This window comes from Variovorax sp. VRV01 (genome assembly GCF_014852545.1).
GTDB lineage: Bacteria > Pseudomonadota > Gammaproteobacteria > Burkholderiales > Burkholderiaceae_C > Variovorax > Variovorax beijingensis_A.
In genome coordinates this window covers 15,167-34,574 of sequence record NZ_JACVBS010000027.1, presented here as the reverse complement: position 1 = coordinate 34,574, position 19,408 = coordinate 15,167, and the positions used below count along the sequence as shown (strand labels likewise).

At 64.5% G+C, this 19,408-nt stretch carries 18 protein-coding genes and 1 tRNA gene; all 19 read right to left on the bottom strand.

Translation table 11 applies throughout. The features are described 5' to 3' along the window. Positions 1–10 precede the first annotated feature (10 nt). Positions 11–1,498, bottom strand: a complete 1,488-nt coding sequence (nuoN, locus tag IB278_RS30730) for an NADH-quinone oxidoreductase subunit NuoN (RefSeq protein ID WP_145747561.1) — start codon at positions 1,496–1,498, stop codon at positions 11–13. A 24-nt stretch (positions 1,499–1,522) separates the two neighbouring features. Continuing rightward, positions 1,523–3,001 carry an NADH-quinone oxidoreductase subunit M gene (locus tag IB278_RS30725; protein WP_145747560.1) on the bottom strand — a complete coding sequence of 493 codons (1,479 nt, stop codon included), beginning with the start codon at positions 2,999–3,001 and terminating at the stop codon, positions 1,523–1,525. A 24-nt stretch (positions 3,002–3,025) separates the two neighbouring features. After that, complete coding sequence (gene nuoL / locus IB278_RS30720; protein ID WP_192327732.1) at positions 3,026–5,056, bottom strand: NADH-quinone oxidoreductase subunit L; 2,031 nt, start codon at positions 5,054–5,056, stop codon at positions 3,026–3,028. A 7-nt stretch (positions 5,057–5,063) separates the two neighbouring features. Next, positions 5,064–5,372 (bottom strand): NADH-quinone oxidoreductase subunit NuoK, encoded by a 309-nt coding sequence (gene nuoK / locus IB278_RS30715; protein ID WP_012748597.1) that lies wholly within the window; start codon positions 5,370–5,372, stop codon positions 5,064–5,066. Next, positions 5,369–6,022 (bottom strand): NADH-quinone oxidoreductase subunit J, encoded by a 654-nt coding sequence (locus IB278_RS30710; protein ID WP_192327729.1) that lies wholly within the window; start codon positions 6,020–6,022, stop codon positions 5,369–5,371. Before IB278_RS30710 ends, nuoK begins: the two co-directional genes overlap by 4 nt. 38 nt (positions 6,023–6,060) lie before the next feature. Then, entirely contained in the window at positions 6,061–6,606 is a 546-nt protein-coding gene (gene nuoI / locus IB278_RS30705; RefSeq protein WP_012748599.1) for an NADH-quinone oxidoreductase subunit NuoI, read from the bottom strand. Positions 6,607–6,623: 17 nt separating this feature from the next. Then, entirely contained in the window at positions 6,624–7,700 is a 1,077-nt protein-coding gene (gene nuoH, locus IB278_RS30700; RefSeq protein ID WP_192327726.1) for an NADH-quinone oxidoreductase subunit NuoH, read from the bottom strand. Next, complete coding sequence (nuoG, locus tag IB278_RS30695; protein ID WP_192327724.1) at positions 7,697–9,859, bottom strand: NADH-quinone oxidoreductase subunit NuoG; 2,163 nt, start codon at positions 9,857–9,859, stop codon at positions 7,697–7,699. Before nuoG ends, nuoH begins: the two co-directional genes overlap by 4 nt. A 20-nt stretch (positions 9,860–9,879) precedes the next feature. Beyond that, entirely contained in the window at positions 9,880–11,220 is a 1,341-nt protein-coding gene (nuoF, locus tag IB278_RS30690; RefSeq protein ID WP_145747556.1) for an NADH-quinone oxidoreductase subunit NuoF, read from the bottom strand. Continuing rightward, positions 11,220–11,768: an NADH-quinone oxidoreductase subunit NuoE gene (nuoE, locus tag IB278_RS30685; protein ID WP_225613275.1), complete on the bottom strand. Its 549-nt coding sequence runs from the start codon at positions 11,766–11,768 to the stop codon at positions 11,220–11,222. The genes nuoF and nuoE overlap by 1 nt, the downstream gene beginning before the upstream one ends. Before the next feature lie 10 nt (positions 11,769–11,778). Beyond that, positions 11,779–13,032 carry an NADH-quinone oxidoreductase subunit D gene (locus tag IB278_RS30680; protein ID WP_192327721.1) on the bottom strand — a complete coding sequence of 418 codons (1,254 nt, stop codon included), beginning with the start codon at positions 13,030–13,032 and terminating at the stop codon, positions 11,779–11,781. A gap of 1 nt (position 13,033) precedes the next feature. After that, complete coding sequence (locus tag IB278_RS30675) at positions 13,034–13,645, bottom strand: NADH-quinone oxidoreductase subunit C (protein WP_145747554.1); 612 nt, start codon at positions 13,643–13,645, stop codon at positions 13,034–13,036. 13 nt (positions 13,646–13,658) lie between these two features. Further along, on the bottom strand, positions 13,659–14,138 hold the full coding sequence (locus IB278_RS30670) for a NuoB/complex I 20 kDa subunit family protein (RefSeq protein ID WP_012748606.1): 480 nt from the start codon (positions 14,136–14,138) through the stop codon (positions 13,659–13,661). Positions 14,139–14,153: 15 nt separating this feature from the next. Continuing rightward, positions 14,154–14,513: an NADH-quinone oxidoreductase subunit A gene (locus IB278_RS30665; protein ID WP_012748607.1), complete on the bottom strand. Its 360-nt coding sequence runs from the start codon at positions 14,511–14,513 to the stop codon at positions 14,154–14,156. 68 nt (positions 14,514–14,581) lie between these two features. Then, a tRNA-Leu gene (locus IB278_RS30660) sits at positions 14,582–14,666 on the bottom strand. A 117-nt stretch (positions 14,667–14,783) separates the two neighbouring features. Beyond that, on the bottom strand, positions 14,784–15,197 hold the full coding sequence (gene secG, locus IB278_RS30655; RefSeq protein WP_145747553.1) for a preprotein translocase subunit SecG: 414 nt from the start codon (positions 15,195–15,197) through the stop codon (positions 14,784–14,786). A 39-nt stretch (positions 15,198–15,236) separates the two neighbouring features. Beyond that, the gene (tpiA, locus tag IB278_RS30650; RefSeq protein ID WP_145747552.1) at positions 15,237–16,022 is read right to left on the bottom strand and encodes a triose-phosphate isomerase; all 786 of its coding nucleotides are present in this window, start codon (positions 16,020–16,022) and stop codon (positions 15,237–15,239) included. Beyond that, a complete protein-coding gene (locus IB278_RS30645; RefSeq protein WP_145747551.1) occupies positions 16,016–17,014 on the bottom strand; it encodes an NAD(P)H-quinone oxidoreductase in 999 nt (332 codons plus the stop codon). Before IB278_RS30645 ends, tpiA begins: the two co-directional genes overlap by 7 nt. An 89-nt stretch (positions 17,015–17,103) precedes the next feature. Next, complete coding sequence (gene pnp / locus IB278_RS30640; protein ID WP_145747550.1) at positions 17,104–19,404, bottom strand: polyribonucleotide nucleotidyltransferase; 2,301 nt, start codon at positions 19,402–19,404, stop codon at positions 17,104–17,106. Positions 19,405–19,408: the final 4 nt, after the last annotated feature.

Here is a 19,408-nt window from a genome sequence, read left to right as displayed (position 1 = left end):
CAGGCCGGGATCAGTTCGCCAGCGTGGCCACGATGGCCTTGGCGCACAGCGTCATGAGGCCGCCGGGCACGATGCCCAGCACGAGGATCAGCAGGCCGTTGATCGACAGCACTGTGCGCACGTCGCGCGGCGCCGACACGGTGCTGGCCGTGACCGGCGCGTCGAAGTACATGACCTTGACCACGCGCAGGTAGTAGAAGGCGCCAATCAGCGACATGACCACCGCGAACACCGCCAGGCCGATGTAGAGCGCCTGGCCCGAGGCGATCAGCGCCTGCAGCACCGCCAGCTTGGCGTAGAACCCGACCAGCGGCGGCAGGCCCGCGAGCGAGAACATCGCGATCGCCATCACGCCGGCGTACAGCGGGCTGCGCTGGTTCAGGCCGGCCAGGTCGGTGATTTCTTCGCTTTCGAACCCCTCGCGCGCCAGCAGCAGGATGATGCCGAAGCTCGCCAGCGTGGTCAGCACGTAGGTCACGATGTAGAACATCGAGGCGCTGTAGGCGAACTGTGCGTTGTAGGTGTTGCCGTTGACCACGCCCGCCACCAGGCCGAGCAGCATGAAACCCATCTGCGCAATGGTCGAGTAGGCCAGCATGCGCTTGAGGTTGGTCTGCGCGATGGCGGCCAGATTGCCCACCAGCAGCGAGGCGATGGCCAAGAGTGCCAGCATCTGCTGCCAGTCGATGGCCAGCGGCAGCAGCCCTTCCACCAGCAGGCGGATGATGATGGCGAAGGCGGCCAGCTCGGGCGCCGCGCCGATCAGCAGCGTGACCGCCGTCGGTGCGCCCTGGTACACGTCGGGCACCCACATGTGGAAAGGCGCCGCCCCCACCTTGAAGGCCAGGCCCGCCACGATGAACACGAGGCCGAACACCAGCACCTGGTGGTTCACCTTGCCGCTGGCGATGATCTTGAACACTTCGTTGGTGTCGAGCGAGCCGGTCGCGCCGTAGAGCATCGACAGGCCATAGAGCAGGAAGCCGCTGGCCATGGCGCCGAGCACGAAGTACTTCATGGCTGCTTCGCTGGCCACCGCGTTGTCGCGGCGCAGCGCCACCAGCGCATAGCTGGACAGCGTGAGCAGTTCGAGCCCGAGGTAGATCAGGAGGAAGTTGCTGCCCGAGATCATCACGAACATGCCCAGCAGCGCGAACATGCTGATGGTGAACATCTCGCCGCCGCGCAGCATGTCGCGGTCGGCCGCGTAGGGCCGGCCGTAGACCAGCGTGACCATCAGGGCCACCGTGGCAAAGCACTTGAGCCAGTTGCCCATGGGATCGCTCACGACCATGCCGCCGAAGCCGTAGACCGTCTTGCCCTCGTTGCCGGCCAGGCCGGTCAGCACGGCCACCACGGCCAGCGTGAGCAGCGTCAGGATGTAGGTGCGCGTGCGCTGCGCACTGGTGCTCGACAGGTCGACCAGCGCAATGATGCAGGCCATGACCAGCAGCACGATTTCGGGGTAGATCGCGACCCAGCTGAGTTTGTCAATCATCTCGTTCTCTTCTTCAGCGTGGCATCAGGAGGGCAGCTTCGAAATCGCCACGTGGCGAAGAAGCTCGGTCACGGAAGCGTCCATCACGTCGGTGAACGGCTTCGGATGGATGCCCATCCACAGCACGGCAATGGCCAGCAGCGACAGCATCAGGAATTCGCGGGCATTGATGTCGGTGAGTTCCTTGACGTGGTCGTTGCCGACCGGGCCGAGGTACACGCGCTTGTACATCCAGAGGGTGTAGGCCGCGCCGAAGATCAGCGCCGTGGCGGCTCCGAAGCCGAGCCAGAAGTTGGACTTGACTGCACCCAGGATGACCATCCATTCGCCCACGAAACCGGCGGTGCCCGGCAGGCCGCAATTGGCCATGGCGAACAGCAGCGCGAATGCGGCGAACTTGGGCATGGTGTTGACCACGCCGCCATAGTCGGCAATCTGGCGCGAATGCACGCGGTCGTAGAGCACGCCGATGCCAAGGAACATGGCGCCCGACACGAAGCCGTGGGCAATCATCTGCACGATGCCGCCGGACACGCCCAGTTCGTTGAAGATGAAGAAGCCGAGCGTCACGAAGCCCATGTGGGCGACCGACGAGTAGGCCACGAGCTTCTTCATGTCTTCCTGCACCAGCGCCACCAGGCCGACGTAGATCACCGCGATCAGCGACAGCGCGATCATGAGCCAGGCCCATTCGTGCGATGCGTCGGGCGCGATCGGCAACGAGAAGCGCAGGAAGCCGTAGGCGCCGAGCTTCAGCATGATGGCGGCCAGCACGGCCGAGCCGCCGGTGGGGGCCTCGACGTGCACGTCCGGCAGCCAGGTATGGACCGGCCACATCGGCACCTTGACGGCAAAGGCGGCAAAGAATGCGAAGAACAGGAAGGTCTGCGCTGTCGAGCCCAGCGGCAGCTTGTGCCAGCTCAGGATGTCGAAGCTGCCGCCCGACTTGTTGTACAGGTAGATCAGTGCCACCAGCGTCAGCAGCGAGCCGAGCAGGGTGTAGATGAAGAACTTGAAGGCCGCGTAGATCTTGTTCGGGCCGCCCCAGATGCCGATGATGAGGTACATCGGGATCAGCGTGGCTTCGAAGAACACGTAGAACAGGATGCCGTCGAGCGCGGCGAACACGCCGATCATGAAGCCCGAGAGAATCAGGAACGCGGCCATGTACTGGTTGACGCGCTCGGTGATCACTTCCCAGGCCGAGATCACGACCACCACGGTGGTGAACGAAGTCAACAGCACCAGCCAGATCGACAGGCCGTCGATGCCGAGGTGATAGTTGACATTGAAGCGCGCGATCCAGCCGGCCTTCTCGACGAACTGCATCGCGGCGGTGCCGTTCTGGAAGCCCGTGTAGAGCGGTACGGTCACCAGGAAGCTCACGATCGCGCCGACCAGCGCGACCCAGCGCACGCCCCTGGCATGCTCGTCACGGCCGAACGCCAGCAACGCGACACCGAATGCGATCGGCACCCAGATGGCAAGGCTCAACAAACCCATTTTTGTTTTTCTCCAGCGCTTGACTCAGCGCTTGAACCAGACGAAGTACGTCATCAGGATGAAGATGCCGAGCAGCATCGCGAAGGCGTAGTGATAGATGTAGCCCGACTGCAGCCAGCGTACGGCGCCCGAGATGCGGCCCACGACCTTCCATGAGCCATTGACCACCGCGCCGTCGATCAGCGCCTGGTCGCCGCCCTTCCACAGCCCGGTGCCGAGCCCACGCGTGGCGCGGGCGACGACGTTCTCGTTGAACCAGTCCATGTAGTACTTGTTCTCGAGCAGGCGGTAGATCGGGCCGAAGACGCGCTTGATCGCGGCCGGCAGCGCCGGATTGATCATGTACATGTACCAGGACAGGACCACGCCAGCCAGTGCCAGCCAGAACGGCGCCGCCTGCAGACCGTGGATGGCCATGGCCACCGGGCCGTGGAAGGCCTCTTCCAGTTCCTTCATGGCGTGGTGCCGTGTGCCGTCCACGATGATCGCGTTCTTGAAGAACTCGCCGAACAGCATCGGCTCGATCGTCATGAAGCCGATCACCACCGACGGGATCGCGAGCAGCACCAGCGGCAGCCACACCACCCAGGGCGATTCGTGCGGCTTGTCGCCGTGGCCGTGATCGTCGTCGTGCTCCGCATGTTCGTCATGGTGGTGCGCGTCGGGATTCTGGTCGTAGCGCTCCTTGCCGTGGAACACCAGGAAATACATACGGAACGAATAGAACGCCGTCACGAACACGCCGGCCAGCACCGCGTAGTAGGCGAACTGTGCGCCCCACAGGTGGCTTTCGTGCACCGCTTCGATGATGCTGTCCTTCGAGTAGAAGCCGGCGAAGAACGGCGTGCCGATCAGCGCGAGCGAACCCAGGAGCGAGGTGATCCAGGTGATCGGCATGTACTTGCGCACGCCGCCCATCCATCGGATGTCCTGGTTGTGGTGCATGCCGATGATCACCGAGCCCGCGCCGAGGAACAGCAGCGCCTTGAAGAAGGCATGCGTCATCAGATGGAACACCGCGACCGAGTAGGCCGAGGCACCGAGCGCCACGGTCATGTAGCCCAGCTGCGAGAGCGTCGAATACGCCACCACGCGCTTGATGTCGTTCTGGATGATGCCGAGGAACCCCATGAACAGCGCCGTGATGGCACCGATCACCAGGATGAACGAGAGCGCCGTGTCGCTGAGTTCGAACAGCGGCGACATGCGCGCCACCATGAAGATGCCGGCCGTGACCATGGTCGCGGCGTGGATCAGCGCGGAGATGGGCGTCGGGCCTTCCATCGAGTCGGGCAGCCACACATGCAGCGGGAACTGCGCGCTCTTGCCCATGGCGCCGATGAACAGGCAGATGCAGATCACGGTCACCAGCATCCACTCGGTGCCGGGGAAGGTGATGCCGGCCAGCGTGTTGGCCTTGGCGAAGGCCTCGCCGTAGTTCAGCGTGCCGGCATAGGCGGCGATCAGGCCGATGCCCAGGATGAAGCCGAAGTCGCCCACGCGGTTGACCAGGAAGGCCTTCATGTTCGCGAAGATCGCCGTAGGCCGGTTGAACCAGAAGCCGATCAGCAGGTACGACACCAGGCCCACCGCTTCCCAGCCGAAGAACAGCTGGAGCATGTTGTTGCTCATGACGAGCATCAGCATCGAGAAGGTGAAGAGCGAGATGTAGGCGAAGAAGCGGTTGTAGCCCTCGTCTTCTTCCATGTAGCCGATGGTGTAGATGTGCACCATCAGCGAGACGAAGCTCACCACGCACATCATCATGGCCGTGAGGCCGTCGACCAGGAAGCCGATTTCCATCTTCAGGCCGCCCACCACCATCCATTCGTAGATGGTGGCGTTGAAGCGCGCGCCATCGGCCACCACGCTCTTGAGCGTCATGGCCGAGATGATGAAGGCGACGAGCACGCCGAGGATGGTCAGCGAATGCGTGACCTTGCGGCCGATGTGATTGCCGCCGAACTTGGTGCCGAACAGGCCGGCGACGACGGCGCCGACCAGGGGTGCCAGCGGCACGGCCAGCAGGGCGGATGCGGAAAGGGTTGCGCTCATACTGATTTCAACCCTTGAGCGAGTTGAGTTCGTCCACGTTGATGTTCGACTTGTTGCGGAACAGCAGGACCAGCAGCGCAAGGCCGATGGCCGACTCGGCCGCGGCCACCGTCAGGATGAAGAACACGAAGATCTGGCCGTGCATGTCGCCCAGGTAGTACGAGAACGCAACGAAGTTCATGTTTACCGCGAGCAGCATCAGCTCGATGGCCATCAGCAGCACGATGAGGTTCTTGCGGTTCAGGAAGATGCCGATCACCGACAGCGCGAAGAGCATGGCGCCGAGCGATAGAAAGTGTCCGAGCGTGAGCGTCATGCCTTGTTTTCCTTTGCCGCTGCTGCGTCTGCTTCCGCCACGGGCTCGGCGGCGCGCGTGACCGGCATCTGCACGATGCGCACGCGGTCCCGCGCCTTCACGCGCACCTGGTCGGACGGGTTGACGTACTTGCTGTCCTTGCGGGTGCGCAGCGTCAGCGCGATGGCGGCCACGATGGCCACGAGCAGGATGACGGCCGCGATCTCCAGCGGATACAGGTACTCGGAGTACAGCAGCTTGCCGAGCTCGAGCGTGTTCGAGTTGCCGGCCGCCATGGCGGCTCCGGCGCGCGGCGGCTCCGCCAGGCGGAAGCCGCCCATCAGCACGGCGGCCATTTCGAGCGCAATGAGCGCGCCCACGCCGGCTGCCAGCGGAAAGTGCTTCCAGAAACCCTGCCGCAGGCCGTCGACGTTGATGTCCAGCATCATCACGACGAACAGGAACAGCACCATCACCGCCCCCACGTAGACGAGCACCAGCGAGATTGCCAGGAACTCGGCGCGCAGCAGCAGCCAGATCGCCGAAGCCTGGAAGAAGGCCAGCACCAGGTACAGCGCGGCGTACACGGGATTGCGGGCGGTGATGACGCGGAAGGCTGCGAACAGCAGCACCGCGGCAAAGAGATAGAACAGACCGGTCTTGACGTCCATTGGAATTCGAATTGGTACGGGGTTCGGACTGATCGGGATCAGCGGTACTTGGCGTCGGCCGCCTTGTTCGCTGCGATTTCTTTTTCGTAGCGGTCGCCCACGGCCAGCAGCATGTCCTTGGTGAAGTACAGGTCGCCGCGCTTTTCGCCGTGGTATTCGAAGATGTGGGTCTCGACGATCGAATCGACCGGGCAGCTCTCTTCGCAGAAGCCGCAGAAGATGCACTTGGTCAGGTCGATGTCGTAGCGCGTGGTGCGGCGCGAACCGTCGTCGCGCACATCGGATTCGATGGTGATGGCCAGCGCCGGGCACACGGCTTCGCAGAGCTTGCAGGCGATGCAGCGCTCTTCGCCGTTCTCATAGCGGCGCAACGCGTGCAGGCCGCGAAAGCGCGGCGACAGCGGCGTTTTTTCTTCGGGAAACTGCACCGTGATCTTGCGGGCGAAGGCGTACTTGCCAGTGATGGCCAGGCCCTTGAACAGTTCGAACAGCATGAAGCTGCCCAGGAAGTCCTTGAGCGAGAACGGGGCGGACGCGAGCTTGGAAGGGCGCGCGAGCGCGCCGGCGGTATGCGCAGCAGTCATGATGTTGGCGCTTCCAGTTATTTCCAGATGTTGAACGGGGTCTGCATCCAGGCACCGACCACGACCAGCCACACGAGCGTGACCGGGATGAAGATCTTCCAGCCGAGCCGCATGATCTGGTCATAGCGGAAGCGCGGGAAGGTGGATCGGACCCACAGGAACATGGTGACCACGCAGAAGGTCTTGGCACCGAGCCAGATCCAGCCCGGGATGAAGCTCAGGAACTCGAACGGCGGCAGCCATCCGCCGAGGAACAGCACGGTGCACAGGATCGAGACCAGCCACATGTTGGCGTACTCGGCCAGGAAGAACATCGCGAAGCTCATGCCCGAGTACTCGATCATGTGGCCCGCAACGATCTCGGACTCGCCTTCGACCACGTCGAAGGGGTGGCGGTTGGTTTCCGCCAGGCCCGAGATGAAGTAGACGACGAAGATCGGCAGCAGCGACAGCCAGTTCCACGACAGGAAGCCGATGCCCATCGATGCGAAGGTGCCCTTGCCCTGCCCTGTCACGATGTCGGTCATGTTCAGGCTGGCCGAGACCATCAGCACCACGACGAAGCAGAAGCCCATCGCAATCTCGTAGCTCACCATCTGTGCCGAGGCGCGCAGCGCGCCCAGGAAGGCGTACTTCGAGTTCGAAGCCCAGCCCGCGATGATCACGCCGTAGACCTCGAGCGAGGTGATGGCCATCACGAACAGCAGGCCGGCGTTGATGTTGGCCAGCGCCACGTCCGGACCGAAGGGAATCACAGCCCATGCGACGAGCGCCGGCATGATGGTCATGATCGGGCCGAGCAGGAACAGGCCCTTGTTGGCGACCGTCGGAAGAATGATTTCCTTGGTCATCAGCTTGAGCGCGTCGGCGATGGGCTGCAGCAGGCCCAGCGGCCCGATGCGGTTCGGGCCGATGCGGATCTGCGTGAAGCCGATCGCCTTGCGCTCCCACAGCGTGAGGTAGGCCACGGCCCCCATCAGCGGAAGCACGACCACGATGATCTTGATCAGCGTCCAGATCACCGGCCAGGCCAGGCCCGTCCACCAGCCCGCGTGGACCAGTCCCTGGCCGAAAGCATGCACTGCGTCGATCATGCCAATGCCTCCTCGGCACGGGCCGGAGCAGCCGATGCGTTGCGCGCATCGGCGGTGAGTTGCAGCGACGGTGCGCGGCGCACGATCGAGTCGAGTTGATAGATGCTCGCGACCACGGGAGCGGGAGCGGCGCCGCTGGAAGCGACGGCCTTGGCCGCGGTGGCGTTGTTCAGCGCGTTGGCAGGCACGGCGCCGTTGTCGCCGATGGTGCGCAGCACGTCAGCCGTCGATTCGAATGCGAAGCCCGGCAGACCGAGCAGGTTGGCCAGCACGCGCAGCACCTTCCAGGCCGGACGCGTTTCGCCTTGCGGCTTCACGACGGCATGGAAACCCTGCACGCGGCCTTCGGCATTGACGAAGGTGCCCGGTGTTTCGGTGAACGGCGCGATCGGCAGCAGCACGTCGCTGAACTCGAGGTTGGCCTTGAAGGGGCTCAGCGTGACGACCATCTGTGCATTGCCGATGACGTCGGCGGCTGCGGCGCCCGCAGCCGAGTCGAACACCGGTTCGTTGTTGAGCAGCAGCACGGCCTTGAGGCCCGAGCCCGCGGCCAGCATGCGGCCGGCATCGAGGCCGCCGTTCTTCGGGAACGCGCCGACGAGCTGCGCGCCCACGGTGTTGGCGGCTTCGGTCAGGTAGCCGACGGTGGCGCCGGTCTGCGCGCCGATCCAGTTGGCGAGGGCCAGCAGGCTGCTCGCTTGCGCATGGTGGGCGGCGGCGTTGCCGAGCAGGATGGCCTTGCGCTCGCCGCTCAGCAGCGAGGCGGCAATGGCTTGCGCGGCGGCATCGGGTTCGTTCTTCGGTGCCAGCGGTGCAGCCGCACCGTTGGTCTTGCCGATGGCAGCGGCCACGGCGGCCAGCGCCTCGACCCATTGGTCGGCTTCGGCGATGGTCGATTGCGCTACGCTGATGGCCCAGGCGTCGCGGTCGGCCATCAGGCCGGCCGAGGTGATCACCGACAGCGCGGCGCCCTTGCGCACGGCCTGGCGGATGCGCTGCGCGAACAGCGGATGGTCCTTGCGCAGGTTCGAACCGACGACCAGCACGCGCTGCAATTGCGTGAGCGATGCGATCGAGGTGCCGAGCCAGCGCACGCCTTCGAAGGCCGTGAATTCGGCATTGCGCAGGCGGTAGTCGATGTTGTCGCTGCCGAGCTCACGCGTGAGCATGGCGGCCAGCTGCAGCTCTTCGAGCGTGCTGTGCGGGCTCACCAGCGTGCCGATGCTTTGCGCACCGTGGTCGGCCTTGATCTGCTTGAGGCCGTTGGCCACGTATTCGAGCGCGGTCTGCCAGTCGACCTGGTGCCACTGGCCGCCCTGCTTGAGCATGGGCTGCGTGAGGCGTTCCGGGCCGTTGAGCGCTTCGTACGAGAAGCGGTCGCGGTCGGCGATCCAGCACTCGTTGACTTCTTCGTTCTCGAGCGGCACCACGCGCATCACGCGGTTGCTCTTGACCTGGACGATCAGGTTGGCGCCGGTGGAGTCGTGCGGGCTCACCGACTTGCGGCGCGACAGCTCCCAGGTACGGGCGCTGTAGCGGAACGGCTTGCTCGTGAGCGCGCCGACCGGGCAGATGTCGATCATGTTGCCCGACAGCTCGGAGTCGACCGAATCGCCGAGGAAGGTTTCGATTTCGGAGTGCTCGCCGCGCTGGGTCATGCCGAGCTCCATCACGCCGGCCACTTCCTGGCCGAAGCGGACGCAGCGCGTGCAATGGATGCAGCGGCTCATTTCTTCCATGCTGATCAGCGGACCGACGTCCTTGTGGAAGACGACGCGCTTTTCTTCTTCGTAGCGCGAAGAAGAACCGCCGTAGCCCACGGCCAGGTCCTGCAGCTGGCACTCGCCGCCCTGGTCGCAGATCGGGCAATCGAGCGGGTGGTTGATCAGGAGGAACTCCATGACCGACTGCTGCGCCTTGATGGCCTTTTCGCTCTTGGTGCGAACGATCATGCCCTGCGTGACGGGCGTGGCGCAGGCCGGCATCGGCTTGGGCGCCTTTTCCACGTCGACCAGGCACATGCGGCAGTTGGCCGCGATGCTGAGCTTCTTGTGATAGCAGAAGTGCGGGATGTAGGTGCCCGCCTTGTCGGCCGCATGCATCACCATGCTGCCTTCGGTCACTTCGACCTTCTTGCCGTCGAGTTCGATTTCGATCATGAGTATGTTTCTTCTCGCGCTCAGGCCTTGACGGGCGCTTTCGGGACGTAGCCCGGAATCAGGGCCTCGAACTCGTGACGGAAGTGCTTGATCATGGCGCGCACCGGCATGGCCGCCGCGTCGCCGAGCGCGCAGATGGTGCGGCCCTGAATGTTGTCGGCCACGGAGTTCAAGAGGTCCATATCCGACGCCCTGCCCTGCCCGTTGTGGATGCGGTCCACCACGCGGTACAGCCAGCCCGTGCCTTCGCGGCACGGCGTGCACTGGCCGCAGGATTCGTGCATGTAGAAGTACGAGAGGCGCCGCAGCGACTCGACCATCGAGCGGCTGTCGTCCATCACGATCACCGCACCCGAGCCCAGCATGGAGCCGGCCTTGGCGATGGAGTCGTAGTCCATCGTGCATTCCATCATGATCGAAGCCGGCAGCACCGGCGACGACGATCCGCCGGGGATCACGGCCTTGAGCGTGCGGCCCTTGCGAACGCCGCCGCACAGCTCGAGCAGCTTGGAGAACGGCGTGCCCATCGGCACTTCGTAGTTGCCGGGCAGCTCGACGTCGCCGCTCACCGAATAGATCTTGGTGCCGCCGTTGTTCGGCTTGCCGCATTCGAGGTAGGCCTGGCCGCCATTGTTGATGATCCAGGGCACCGCCGCGAAGGTCTCGGTGTTGTTGATGGTGGTTGGCTTGCCGTACAGGCCGAAGCTCGCCGGGAACGGCGGCTTGAAGCGCGGCTGGCCCTTCTTGCCTTCCAGCGATTCGAGCAGCGCGGTTTCCTCGCCGCAGATGTAGGCGCCGAAGCCGTGGGCGGCATGCAACTGGAAGTTGTACGTGCTGCCCATGATCTTGTCGCCGAGGTAGCCGGCGGCGCGCGCCTCTTCGAGCGCTTCCTCGAAGCGGTCGTAGCTCTGGAAGATCTCGCCGTGGATGTAGTTGTAGCCCACGCTGATGCCCATCGCATACGCGGCGATGGCCATGCCTTCGATCACGATGTGCGGATTGAACTGCAGGATGTCGCGGTCCTTGCAGGTGCCCGGCTCGCCTTCGTCCGAATTGCAGACGAGGTACTTCTGGCCCGGGAACTGGCGCGGCATGAAGCTCCACTTCAGGCCCGTGGGGAAGCCTGCGCCGCCGCGGCCGCGCAGGCCCGAGGCCTTGACTTCGGCGATCACCTGGTCGGGCGTGAGGCCCTCGGTGAGGATCTTGCGCAGCGCCTTGTAGCCGCCGCGCGCCTCGTAGTCGGCCAGGCGCCAGTTGGTGCCGTCGAGGCCGGCATAGATCTGCGGCTCGATGTGGCGGCCATGGAAACAGGTCTGGACGCCCGTGGCCTGGAATTGCTGGAGCACTTGTTCGGGCGACATCAGGCAGCCTCCCCTTTGGTGGAGCCGCGCAGGCCGTCGATGAGCTGGTCGAGCTTCTCGTTGCTCATGAAGCTGCACATGGTGCGGTCGTTGACCAGCATCACGGGCGAATCGGCGCAGGCGCCCAGGCATTCGCTCTGCTGCAGCGTGAACATGCCGTCGGCCGTGGTTTCGCCCATCTTGATGCCGAGCTTCTTCTCGAGGTGGACCAGCGCAGTGACGCCGTCGCGCAGCTGGCACGGCAGGTTGGTGCACACGTTGAGCTTGAACTTGCCCACCGGATGCTGGTTGTACATGTTGTAGAAGGTCGTGACCTCGTGCACGGCGATGGGCGCCATGCCGAGGTACTCGGCGATCTCGCGCTCGCGCTGCATGCTGATGAAGCCTTCGTCCTGCTGCACGATGGCCAGGCAGGCCATCACGGCCGACTGCTTGCCGGCTTCAGGGTACTTGGCGACTTCGCGCGCAAAGCGCTCGAGAATCGCAGGCTTCAGAGGAGCAGAAGGCGCCGAGGGCGCCGTGTCATGGTGGGTCGAGGAAGTCGTCATTCGCTCTTTCTCACCTGTCGATTTCGCCGAACACGATGTCCATCGTGCCGATCACCGCGACAGCGTCGGCGATCATGTGGCCGCGCGACATTTCGTCGAGGGCGGCGAGGTGCGGGAAGCCGGGCGCGCGGATCTTCAGGCGGTACGGCTTGTTGGCGCCGTCGCTCACCAGGTAGATGCCGAACTCGCCCTTCGGGTGCTCGACGGCGGCATAGGCCTCGCCTTCGGGCACATGGAAGCCTTCGGTGAAGAGCTTGAAATGGTGGATCAGCTCCTCCATGTTCGCCTTCATCGACTCGCGCGCGGGCGCAGCGACCTTGTGGTTGTCGGTGATCACCGGGCCGGGGTTGGCGCGCAGCCAGGCCGAGCACTGCTGGATGATCTTGTTGGCCTGGCGCATTTCTTCCACGCGCACGAGGTAGCGGTCGTAGCAGTCGCCGGTCTTGCCGACCGGCACGTCGAACCGCATCTGGTCGTAGACGTCGTAGGGCTGCTTCTTGCGCAGGTCCCATTCGACGCCCGAGCCGCGCAGCATGGGGCCGGTGAAGCCGAGGTTCAGCGCGCGCTCCGGCGTCACCACGCCGATGCCGACGGTGCGCTGCTTCCAGATGCGGTTGTCGGTGAGCAGCGTCTCGTACTCGTCGACCATGCCGGGGAAGCGCTTGCAGAAATCGTCGATGAAGTCGAGCAGCGAACCCTGGCGGTTCTCGTTGAGCTTCTCGATGGCCTTCGCGTTCTTGATCTTGCTGACCTTGTACTGCGGCATCGCATCGGGCAGGTCGCGGTAGACGCCGCCCGGACGGAAGTACGCCGCATGCATGCGCGCGCCCGACACGGCTTCGTACATGTCGAACAGGTCTTCACGCTCGCGGAAGCAGTAGATGAGCATGTTCATCGCGCCGCAGTCGAGACCGTGCGCGCCGAGCCACAGCAGGTGGTTCAGCAGCCGGGTGATCTCGGCGAACATCACGCGGATGTACTGCGCGCGAATCGGCACGTCCAGGCCCAGCATCCGCTCGATGGCCAGGCAGTAGGCGTGCTCGTTGGACATCATCGACACGTAGTCGAGACGGTCCATGTAGGGCAGCGACTGGATGAAGGTACGCGATTCGGCAAGCTTCTCGGTCGCACGGTGCAGGAGGCCGATGTGCGGATCGGCGCGCTGGATCACTTCGCCGTCGAGCTCGAGCACCAGGCGCAGCACGCCGTGGGCCGCAGGATGCTGGGGACCGAAGTTGAGTGTGTAGTTCTTGATTTCGGCCATATCAATGCAAACCGCTGCCGTAGTTGTCTTCGCGAATCACGCGCGGGGTAATTTCCCGCGGCTCGATCGATACCGGCTGGTAGACCACGCGCTTCTGCTCTTCGTCGTAGCGCATTTCGACATGGCCCGACACCGGGAAGTCCTTGCGGAACGGATGGCCGATGAAGCCGTAGTCGGTCAGGATGCGGCGCAGGTCGTCGTGGCCTTCGAACACGATGCCATAGAGGTCGAAGGCTTCGCGCTCGAACCAGGTGGCGGCATTCCAGACGGGCTGGAGCGAATCGACCACGGGCAGGTCTTCGTTCGGCGCAAACACCTTGAGGCGCACGCGCTGGTTGAGACTCACCGACAGCAGGTGCGTGACGACGCCATAGCGCTCGCCCTGCCACTCGCCTTCGCGGTAGTCGGAGTAGTCCATGCCGCAGAGGTCGATCAGCTGCTCGAAGCGACAGCCGGGCGCATCGCGCAGCAGCATGGCGGCTTCGATGTAGTCGGCAGCACCGACCACCACGGTCACCTCGCCGAGCGCAACCGTGACGCTCCTGGCCTTGGCGCCCAGGGTCTCGGCAATGGTGGCGCGCAGCACCTCCGGCGAAATTGCAAAATCAGTCATCGTCGGCAATCCCTCAGGCGCGCGCAATGGTGTTGGTGCGGCGAATCTTCTGCTGCAGCTGGATCACGCCGTAAAGCAGCGCTTCGGCGGTGGGCGGGCAACCCGGCACGTAGACATCCACCGGCACGATGCGGTCGCAGCCGCGCACCACCGAATAGCTGTAGTGGTAGTAGCCGCCGCCGTTGGCGCAGGAGCCCATGGAAAGAACCCAGCGCGGCTCCGGCATCTGGTCGTAGACCTTGCGCAGCGCCGGCGCCATCTTGTTGCACAGCGTGCCGGCCACGATCATCAGATCGGACTGGCGCGGGCTGGGCCGGAACAGCATGCCGAAACGGTCGATGTCGTAGCGGGCTGCGCCTGCGTGCATCATTTCGACGGCACAGCAGGCCAGACCGAAAGTCATCGGCCAAAGTGATCCGGTCTTCGCCCAGTTCACCACCGAGTCGTAGGTGGTGGTGACGAAGCCTTCCTTCATGACGCCTTCAATGGCCATTTTGTCGATTCCTTGTCATTCCCAGTCGAGCGCGCCTTTTTTCCACTCGTAGGCGAAGCCCACGACGAGGATGGCGAGAAAGATCATCATGGCCCAGAAGCCGACGGCGCCGATTTCCTTGAGCGCAATCGCCCATGGAAAGAGAAAGGCAATCTCGAGATCGAACAGGATGAAGAGAATGGCAACGAGGTAATAGCGCACGTCGAATTTCATGCGCGCATCCTCGAAGGCCTCGAAGCCGCACTCGTAGGGAGCGTTCTTCGCTGCGTCGGGCCGGTTGGGACCCAGGATGTAGCCGATGACTTGCGGTGCGACGCCTACACCGACACCGACCAAAATGAACAAGAGGACGGGGAGATAGGAATCGAGGTTCATCGGGAGATTTTTCACCGCTTGCCACCGGCAGGAAAACACTCTGGATGAGGTTTTCTGCCGGTGAGATTTGGTGCGGTCGGCGAGACTCGAACTCGCACAGCTTTCGCCACTACCCCCTCAAGATAGCGTGTCTACCAATTTCACCACGACCGCGGTTTTTTGTTCGGATGGCATGAGGTACCTGGAAAGGTGTTTGGCTTTCCGAACAGCTTTAGAGTTTACCCTGAAATGAAGCAGTTTCTCACCGACAGCTTCATGAAAACAACTTGATTATTTGTTCGGGATCTGGCCCGCGCCCGAAACGGGTGCGGCAGGCGCCGAAGCAGGTGCACCGGCAGGCGCTGCGCCCGAGGTGCCGCCCGGAATCTGCCCTGCAGCGCCCGAAGCGGGCGTTGCCGGCGTACCGACAGCCGCGCGCTCCAGCAGGCTGCCGCCGCCCACCGGCCGTGCGTGGCTGAAGTAGGCCAGCAGCAAGGTGCAGGCAAAGAAGACCGCCGCCAGCACTGCCGTGGTGCGCGAAAGGAAATTCGCGCTGCCGCTCGCACCGAACAGGCTGCCCGCGCTGCCGCTGCCGAAGGCCGCGCCCATGTCGGCGCCCTTGCCGTGCTGGATCAGGATCAGCCCGATCATTGCAAGGGCCGACAGCATCTGCACGCCGACCAGTAGATTGAGGACCACATTCATTCGTTCTTACTCCTAATTGATGTCGGCCACGGCCCGCGTTCAGCGGGAAGCGGCGGAAATGATCTGCAAAAAGTCGGGGGCCTTGAGCGACGCGCCGCCGATCAGCCCGCCGTCGATGTCGGGCTGCGCCAGCAGCTGCGCGGCGTTGGCCGCGTTCATGCTGCCGCCATAAAGAATGCAGATGCCGGCGGCGTGCTCGCTCGCGGCATGGTGCAGCTGCGCGCGCAGCACGGCATGCACCGCCTGCGCCTGTTCCGGCGTCGCCGTCTTGCCGGTGCCGATGGCCCAGACCGGCTCGTAGGCCACGACGATCTCGCTGATGCAATGGCCATTGACGTGGATCACCGCGGCCAGCTGGCGCTTGACGACCTCTTCGGTGCGCCCTGCTTCGCGCTCGGCCAGCGTTTCGCCCACGCAGACGATCGGCGTGATGCCGTTCGCGAGCGCAGCCGCCGTCTTGGCCGCCACCGCCTCGTCGGTCTCGCCGTGGTATTGGCGGCGCTCCGAATGGCCGACGATCGCATAGCGCACGCCGAAATCCTTCAGCATGGCCGCCGAATGCTCACCCGTGAACGCACCTTGCGGATGCGCCGAGATGTCCTGTGCGCCCAGCGCCATGGCCGTGGAGCCCGCCAGCAGCGACTGCAGCTGCGCGAAATACGGGGCCGGCGCGCACAGCGCGATGTCGCAGCCGGCCGGCGCCGCGGCCAGCCCCTGCTGCAGGGCCTTCACCAGCGCCTCGTTGGCAGCGAGGCCGCCGTTCATCTTCCAGTTGCCCGCGATCAGCTTCTTTTTCGTGGTCATCGTGTTGTCGTCCGTCACCATGTCAGCACGATCTTGCCGATGTGCTGGTTGGATTCCATCAGCGCATGCGCCTGCGCCGCGCCGCTGGGTTCGCCGTCTGCCGCAAAGGTGCTGTGGATCACGGGCTTGACCGCGCCGCTTTCGAGCAGCGGCCAGACCTTCTCGCGCAGCGCCTTGGCGATGGCCCCCTTGAAGGCCACCGGCCGCGGACGCAGCGTGGAGCCGGTGATCACCAGCCGCTTGCGCAGCACCAGGCCCGCGTTGAAGTCGCTCTTGACGCCGCCCTGCACCGCGATGATCACGAGCCGGCCGTCTTCGGCCATGCATTCGATCTCGCGCGCCACGTAGTCGCCCGCGACCATGTCCAGCACCACGTCCACGCCCTTGCCGCCGGTGAGCTTCTTCGCCTCTTCGGCGAAGTCGCTCGTGCGGTAGTTGATGGCGTGGTCGGCGCCCAGCTTCCTGCAGGCCTCGCACTTGTCATCGCTGCCGGCCGTGGCGATCACGGTGGCGCCCAGCGCCTTGGCGATCTGGATGGCCGTCACGCCGATGCCACTCGTTCCGCCCTGGATCAGCAGGGTTTCGCCCTTCTGCAGGCGGCCGCGCTCGAACACGTTGCTCCAGACGGTGAAGAAGGTCTCGGGCAGCGAGGCCGCCTCGATGTCGCTCCAACCCTTGGGCACCGGCAGGCATTGCGCCACGGGGGCCACGCACAGCTGGGCATAGCCGCCGCCCGCGATCAGCGCGCAGACGCGGTCGCCGATCTTGAACCCCGCCTCGGCCAGCGCCGCAGCGTCGCCCGACACGATCTCGCCGGCCACCTCAAGGCCCGGCAGGTCGGAGGCGCCCGGCGGAACCGGGTAGTGCCCCTTGCGCTGCAGCACGTCCGGACGGTTCACGCCGCTGGCCGCGACGCGGATCAGCAGTTCGCCCACGCCGGCCACCGGATCGGGGCGCTCCACGGCGCGCAGCACCTCGGGGGCGCCGTACGAAGTGATTTCAATGGCTTTCATGGTCTTTGGCCTGCAACGCCCGTTTCAGGGCGCGGTTAGCGAATCAAAAAAGGATTGGCAACGGCATGGCTGCCGTCGCGCCTTCTTTCTTACTCTTGCGATTCGCGCGGTGCGTACTCGCCGACGGGCGCCTGCGGCTGCTCGTTGCGCGGCTGCTGCTGCTCGTTGTTGAAGCGCGGAGCACGCTCGCCGCGATCGCCACCGCGATCACCGCCACGGTCCGAGCGCTCGCGGCGCTCGCCGCCGCGGTCGCCACGGTCTTCACGGGGCGGGCGCTCGCTGTATTCCATGCCGGCCGGACGCTCGGTCAGGGCCTTCATGGACAGCTTGACGCGGCCCTTTTCGTCGGTCTCGAGCACCTTGACCTTGACGATCTGGCCTTCGCTCAGGTAGTCGGTCACCTTCTCGACGCGCTCGTGCGCGATCTGGCTGATGTGCAGCAGGCCGTCCTTGCCGGGCAGCAGGTTGATGAGCGCGCCGAAGTCCAGGATCTTGGTGACCGGGCCTTCGTAGACCTTGCCGATTTCGACTTCGGCCGTGATCTGCTCGATGCGCTTCTTGGCGAACTCGGCCTTTTCAGGGTCGGTCGAGGCGATGGTGATGGTGCCGTCCTCGTCGATGTTGATCGTCGTGCCGGTTTCTTCCTGCAGGCCGCGGATGACGGCGCCGCCCTTGCCGATCACGTCGCGGATCTTCTCGGGGTTGATCTTCAGCGTGGTCAGGCGCGGTGCGAACTGCGACACCTCGGTCTTGGCTTCGCCCATGGCTTCCTGCATCTTGCCGAGGATGTGCATGCGCGCCTCCTTGGCCTGGGCCAGTGCGACCTGCATGATTTCCTTGGTGATGCCCTGGATCTTGATGTCCATCTGCAGCGCGGTGATGCCGTTGGTCGTGCCGGCCACCTTGAAGTCCATGTCGCCCAGGTGATCTTCGTCGCCCAGGATGTCGGTCAGCACCGCGAAGCGGTTGTCTTCCTTGATCAGGCCCATGGCGATGCCGGCCACGTGGGCCTTCATCGGCACGCCGGCGTCCATCATCGAGAGGCAGCCGCCGCACACCGAGGCCATCGACGAGGAGCCGTTGGATTCGGTGATTTCCGACACCACGCGGATGGTGTAGGGGAATTCTTCCTTGGTCGGCAGCACGGCGACGAGCGCGCGCTTGGCGAGGCGGCCGTGGCCGATTTCGCGGCGCTTGGTCGAGCCCATGCGGCCCACTTCGCCGGTGGCGAAGGGAGGCATGTTGTAGTGGAACAGGAAGCGGTCTTCGTACTCGCCGGCCAGCGCGTCGATGCGCTGCGCGTCGCGCTCGGTGCCGAGCGTGGTCACGACCAGGCCCTGGGTCTCGCCACGCGTGAACAGCGCCGAGCCGTGGGTGCGCGGCAGCACGGAATTGCGGATCTCGATGGGGCGCACGGTGCGCGTGTCGCGGCCGTCGATGCGGGGTTCGCCCGAGAGGATCTGGCTGCGCACGATCTTGGCTTCGATCGAGAACAGCAGGTCGTTGACCTTGCCGGCGTCGAAGGGTTCGCCGCTTTCCTTCAGCGCGTTCATCACGCTGGCGTTGGCTTCGCGCAGGGCCTGCGTGCGGGCCTGCTTGCTGCGGATTTGATACACGGCGCGCAGCTTTTCCTCGGCCAGGCTCTTGACCTTGGCGACGAAGGCTTCGTCTTCGGCCGGTGCCTGCCAGTCCCACACCGGCTTGCCGGCGTCGCGCACGAGTTCATGGATCGCGTTGATCGCGATGTTGGCCTGCTCATGGCCGAACACCACGCCGCCCAGCATGATTTCTTCGCTGAGCTGCAGGGCTTCGGATTCGACCATCAGCACGGCGGCTTCGGTGCCGGCCACGACGAGGTCCATCTGCGAATCCTTGCGGGCGGTCTGGCCCGGATTCAGCACGTACTGGCCGTTGATGTAGCCCACGCGGGCGGCGCCGATCGGGCCGCTGAACGGAATGCCGGAGATCGACAGCGCAGCGCTCACGCCGATCATGGCGGCGATGTCGGCGTCGACTTCGGGGTTGAGCGACAGCGTGTGGATGACCACGTGCACTTCGTTCAGGAAGCCTTCAGGGAACAGCGGGCGGATCGGACGGTCGATCAGGCGGCTGGTCAGGGTTTCGTGTTCGCTGGGCTTGGCTTCGCGCTTGAAGAAGCTGCCGGGGATCTTGCCTGCGGCGTAGGTCTTCTCGATGTAGTCGACGGTCAGCGGGAAGAAGTCCTGGCCGGGCTTGGCGGTCTTGGAGGCCACCACGGTCGCGAGGATCACGGTGCCGTCGATGTCGACCACCACGGCGCCACTGGCTTGGCGGGCGATTTCACCCGTTTCCATGACGACGGTCTTGTCGCCCCATTGGAAGGACTTGGTGACTTTGTTGAAGAGGCTCATGTTT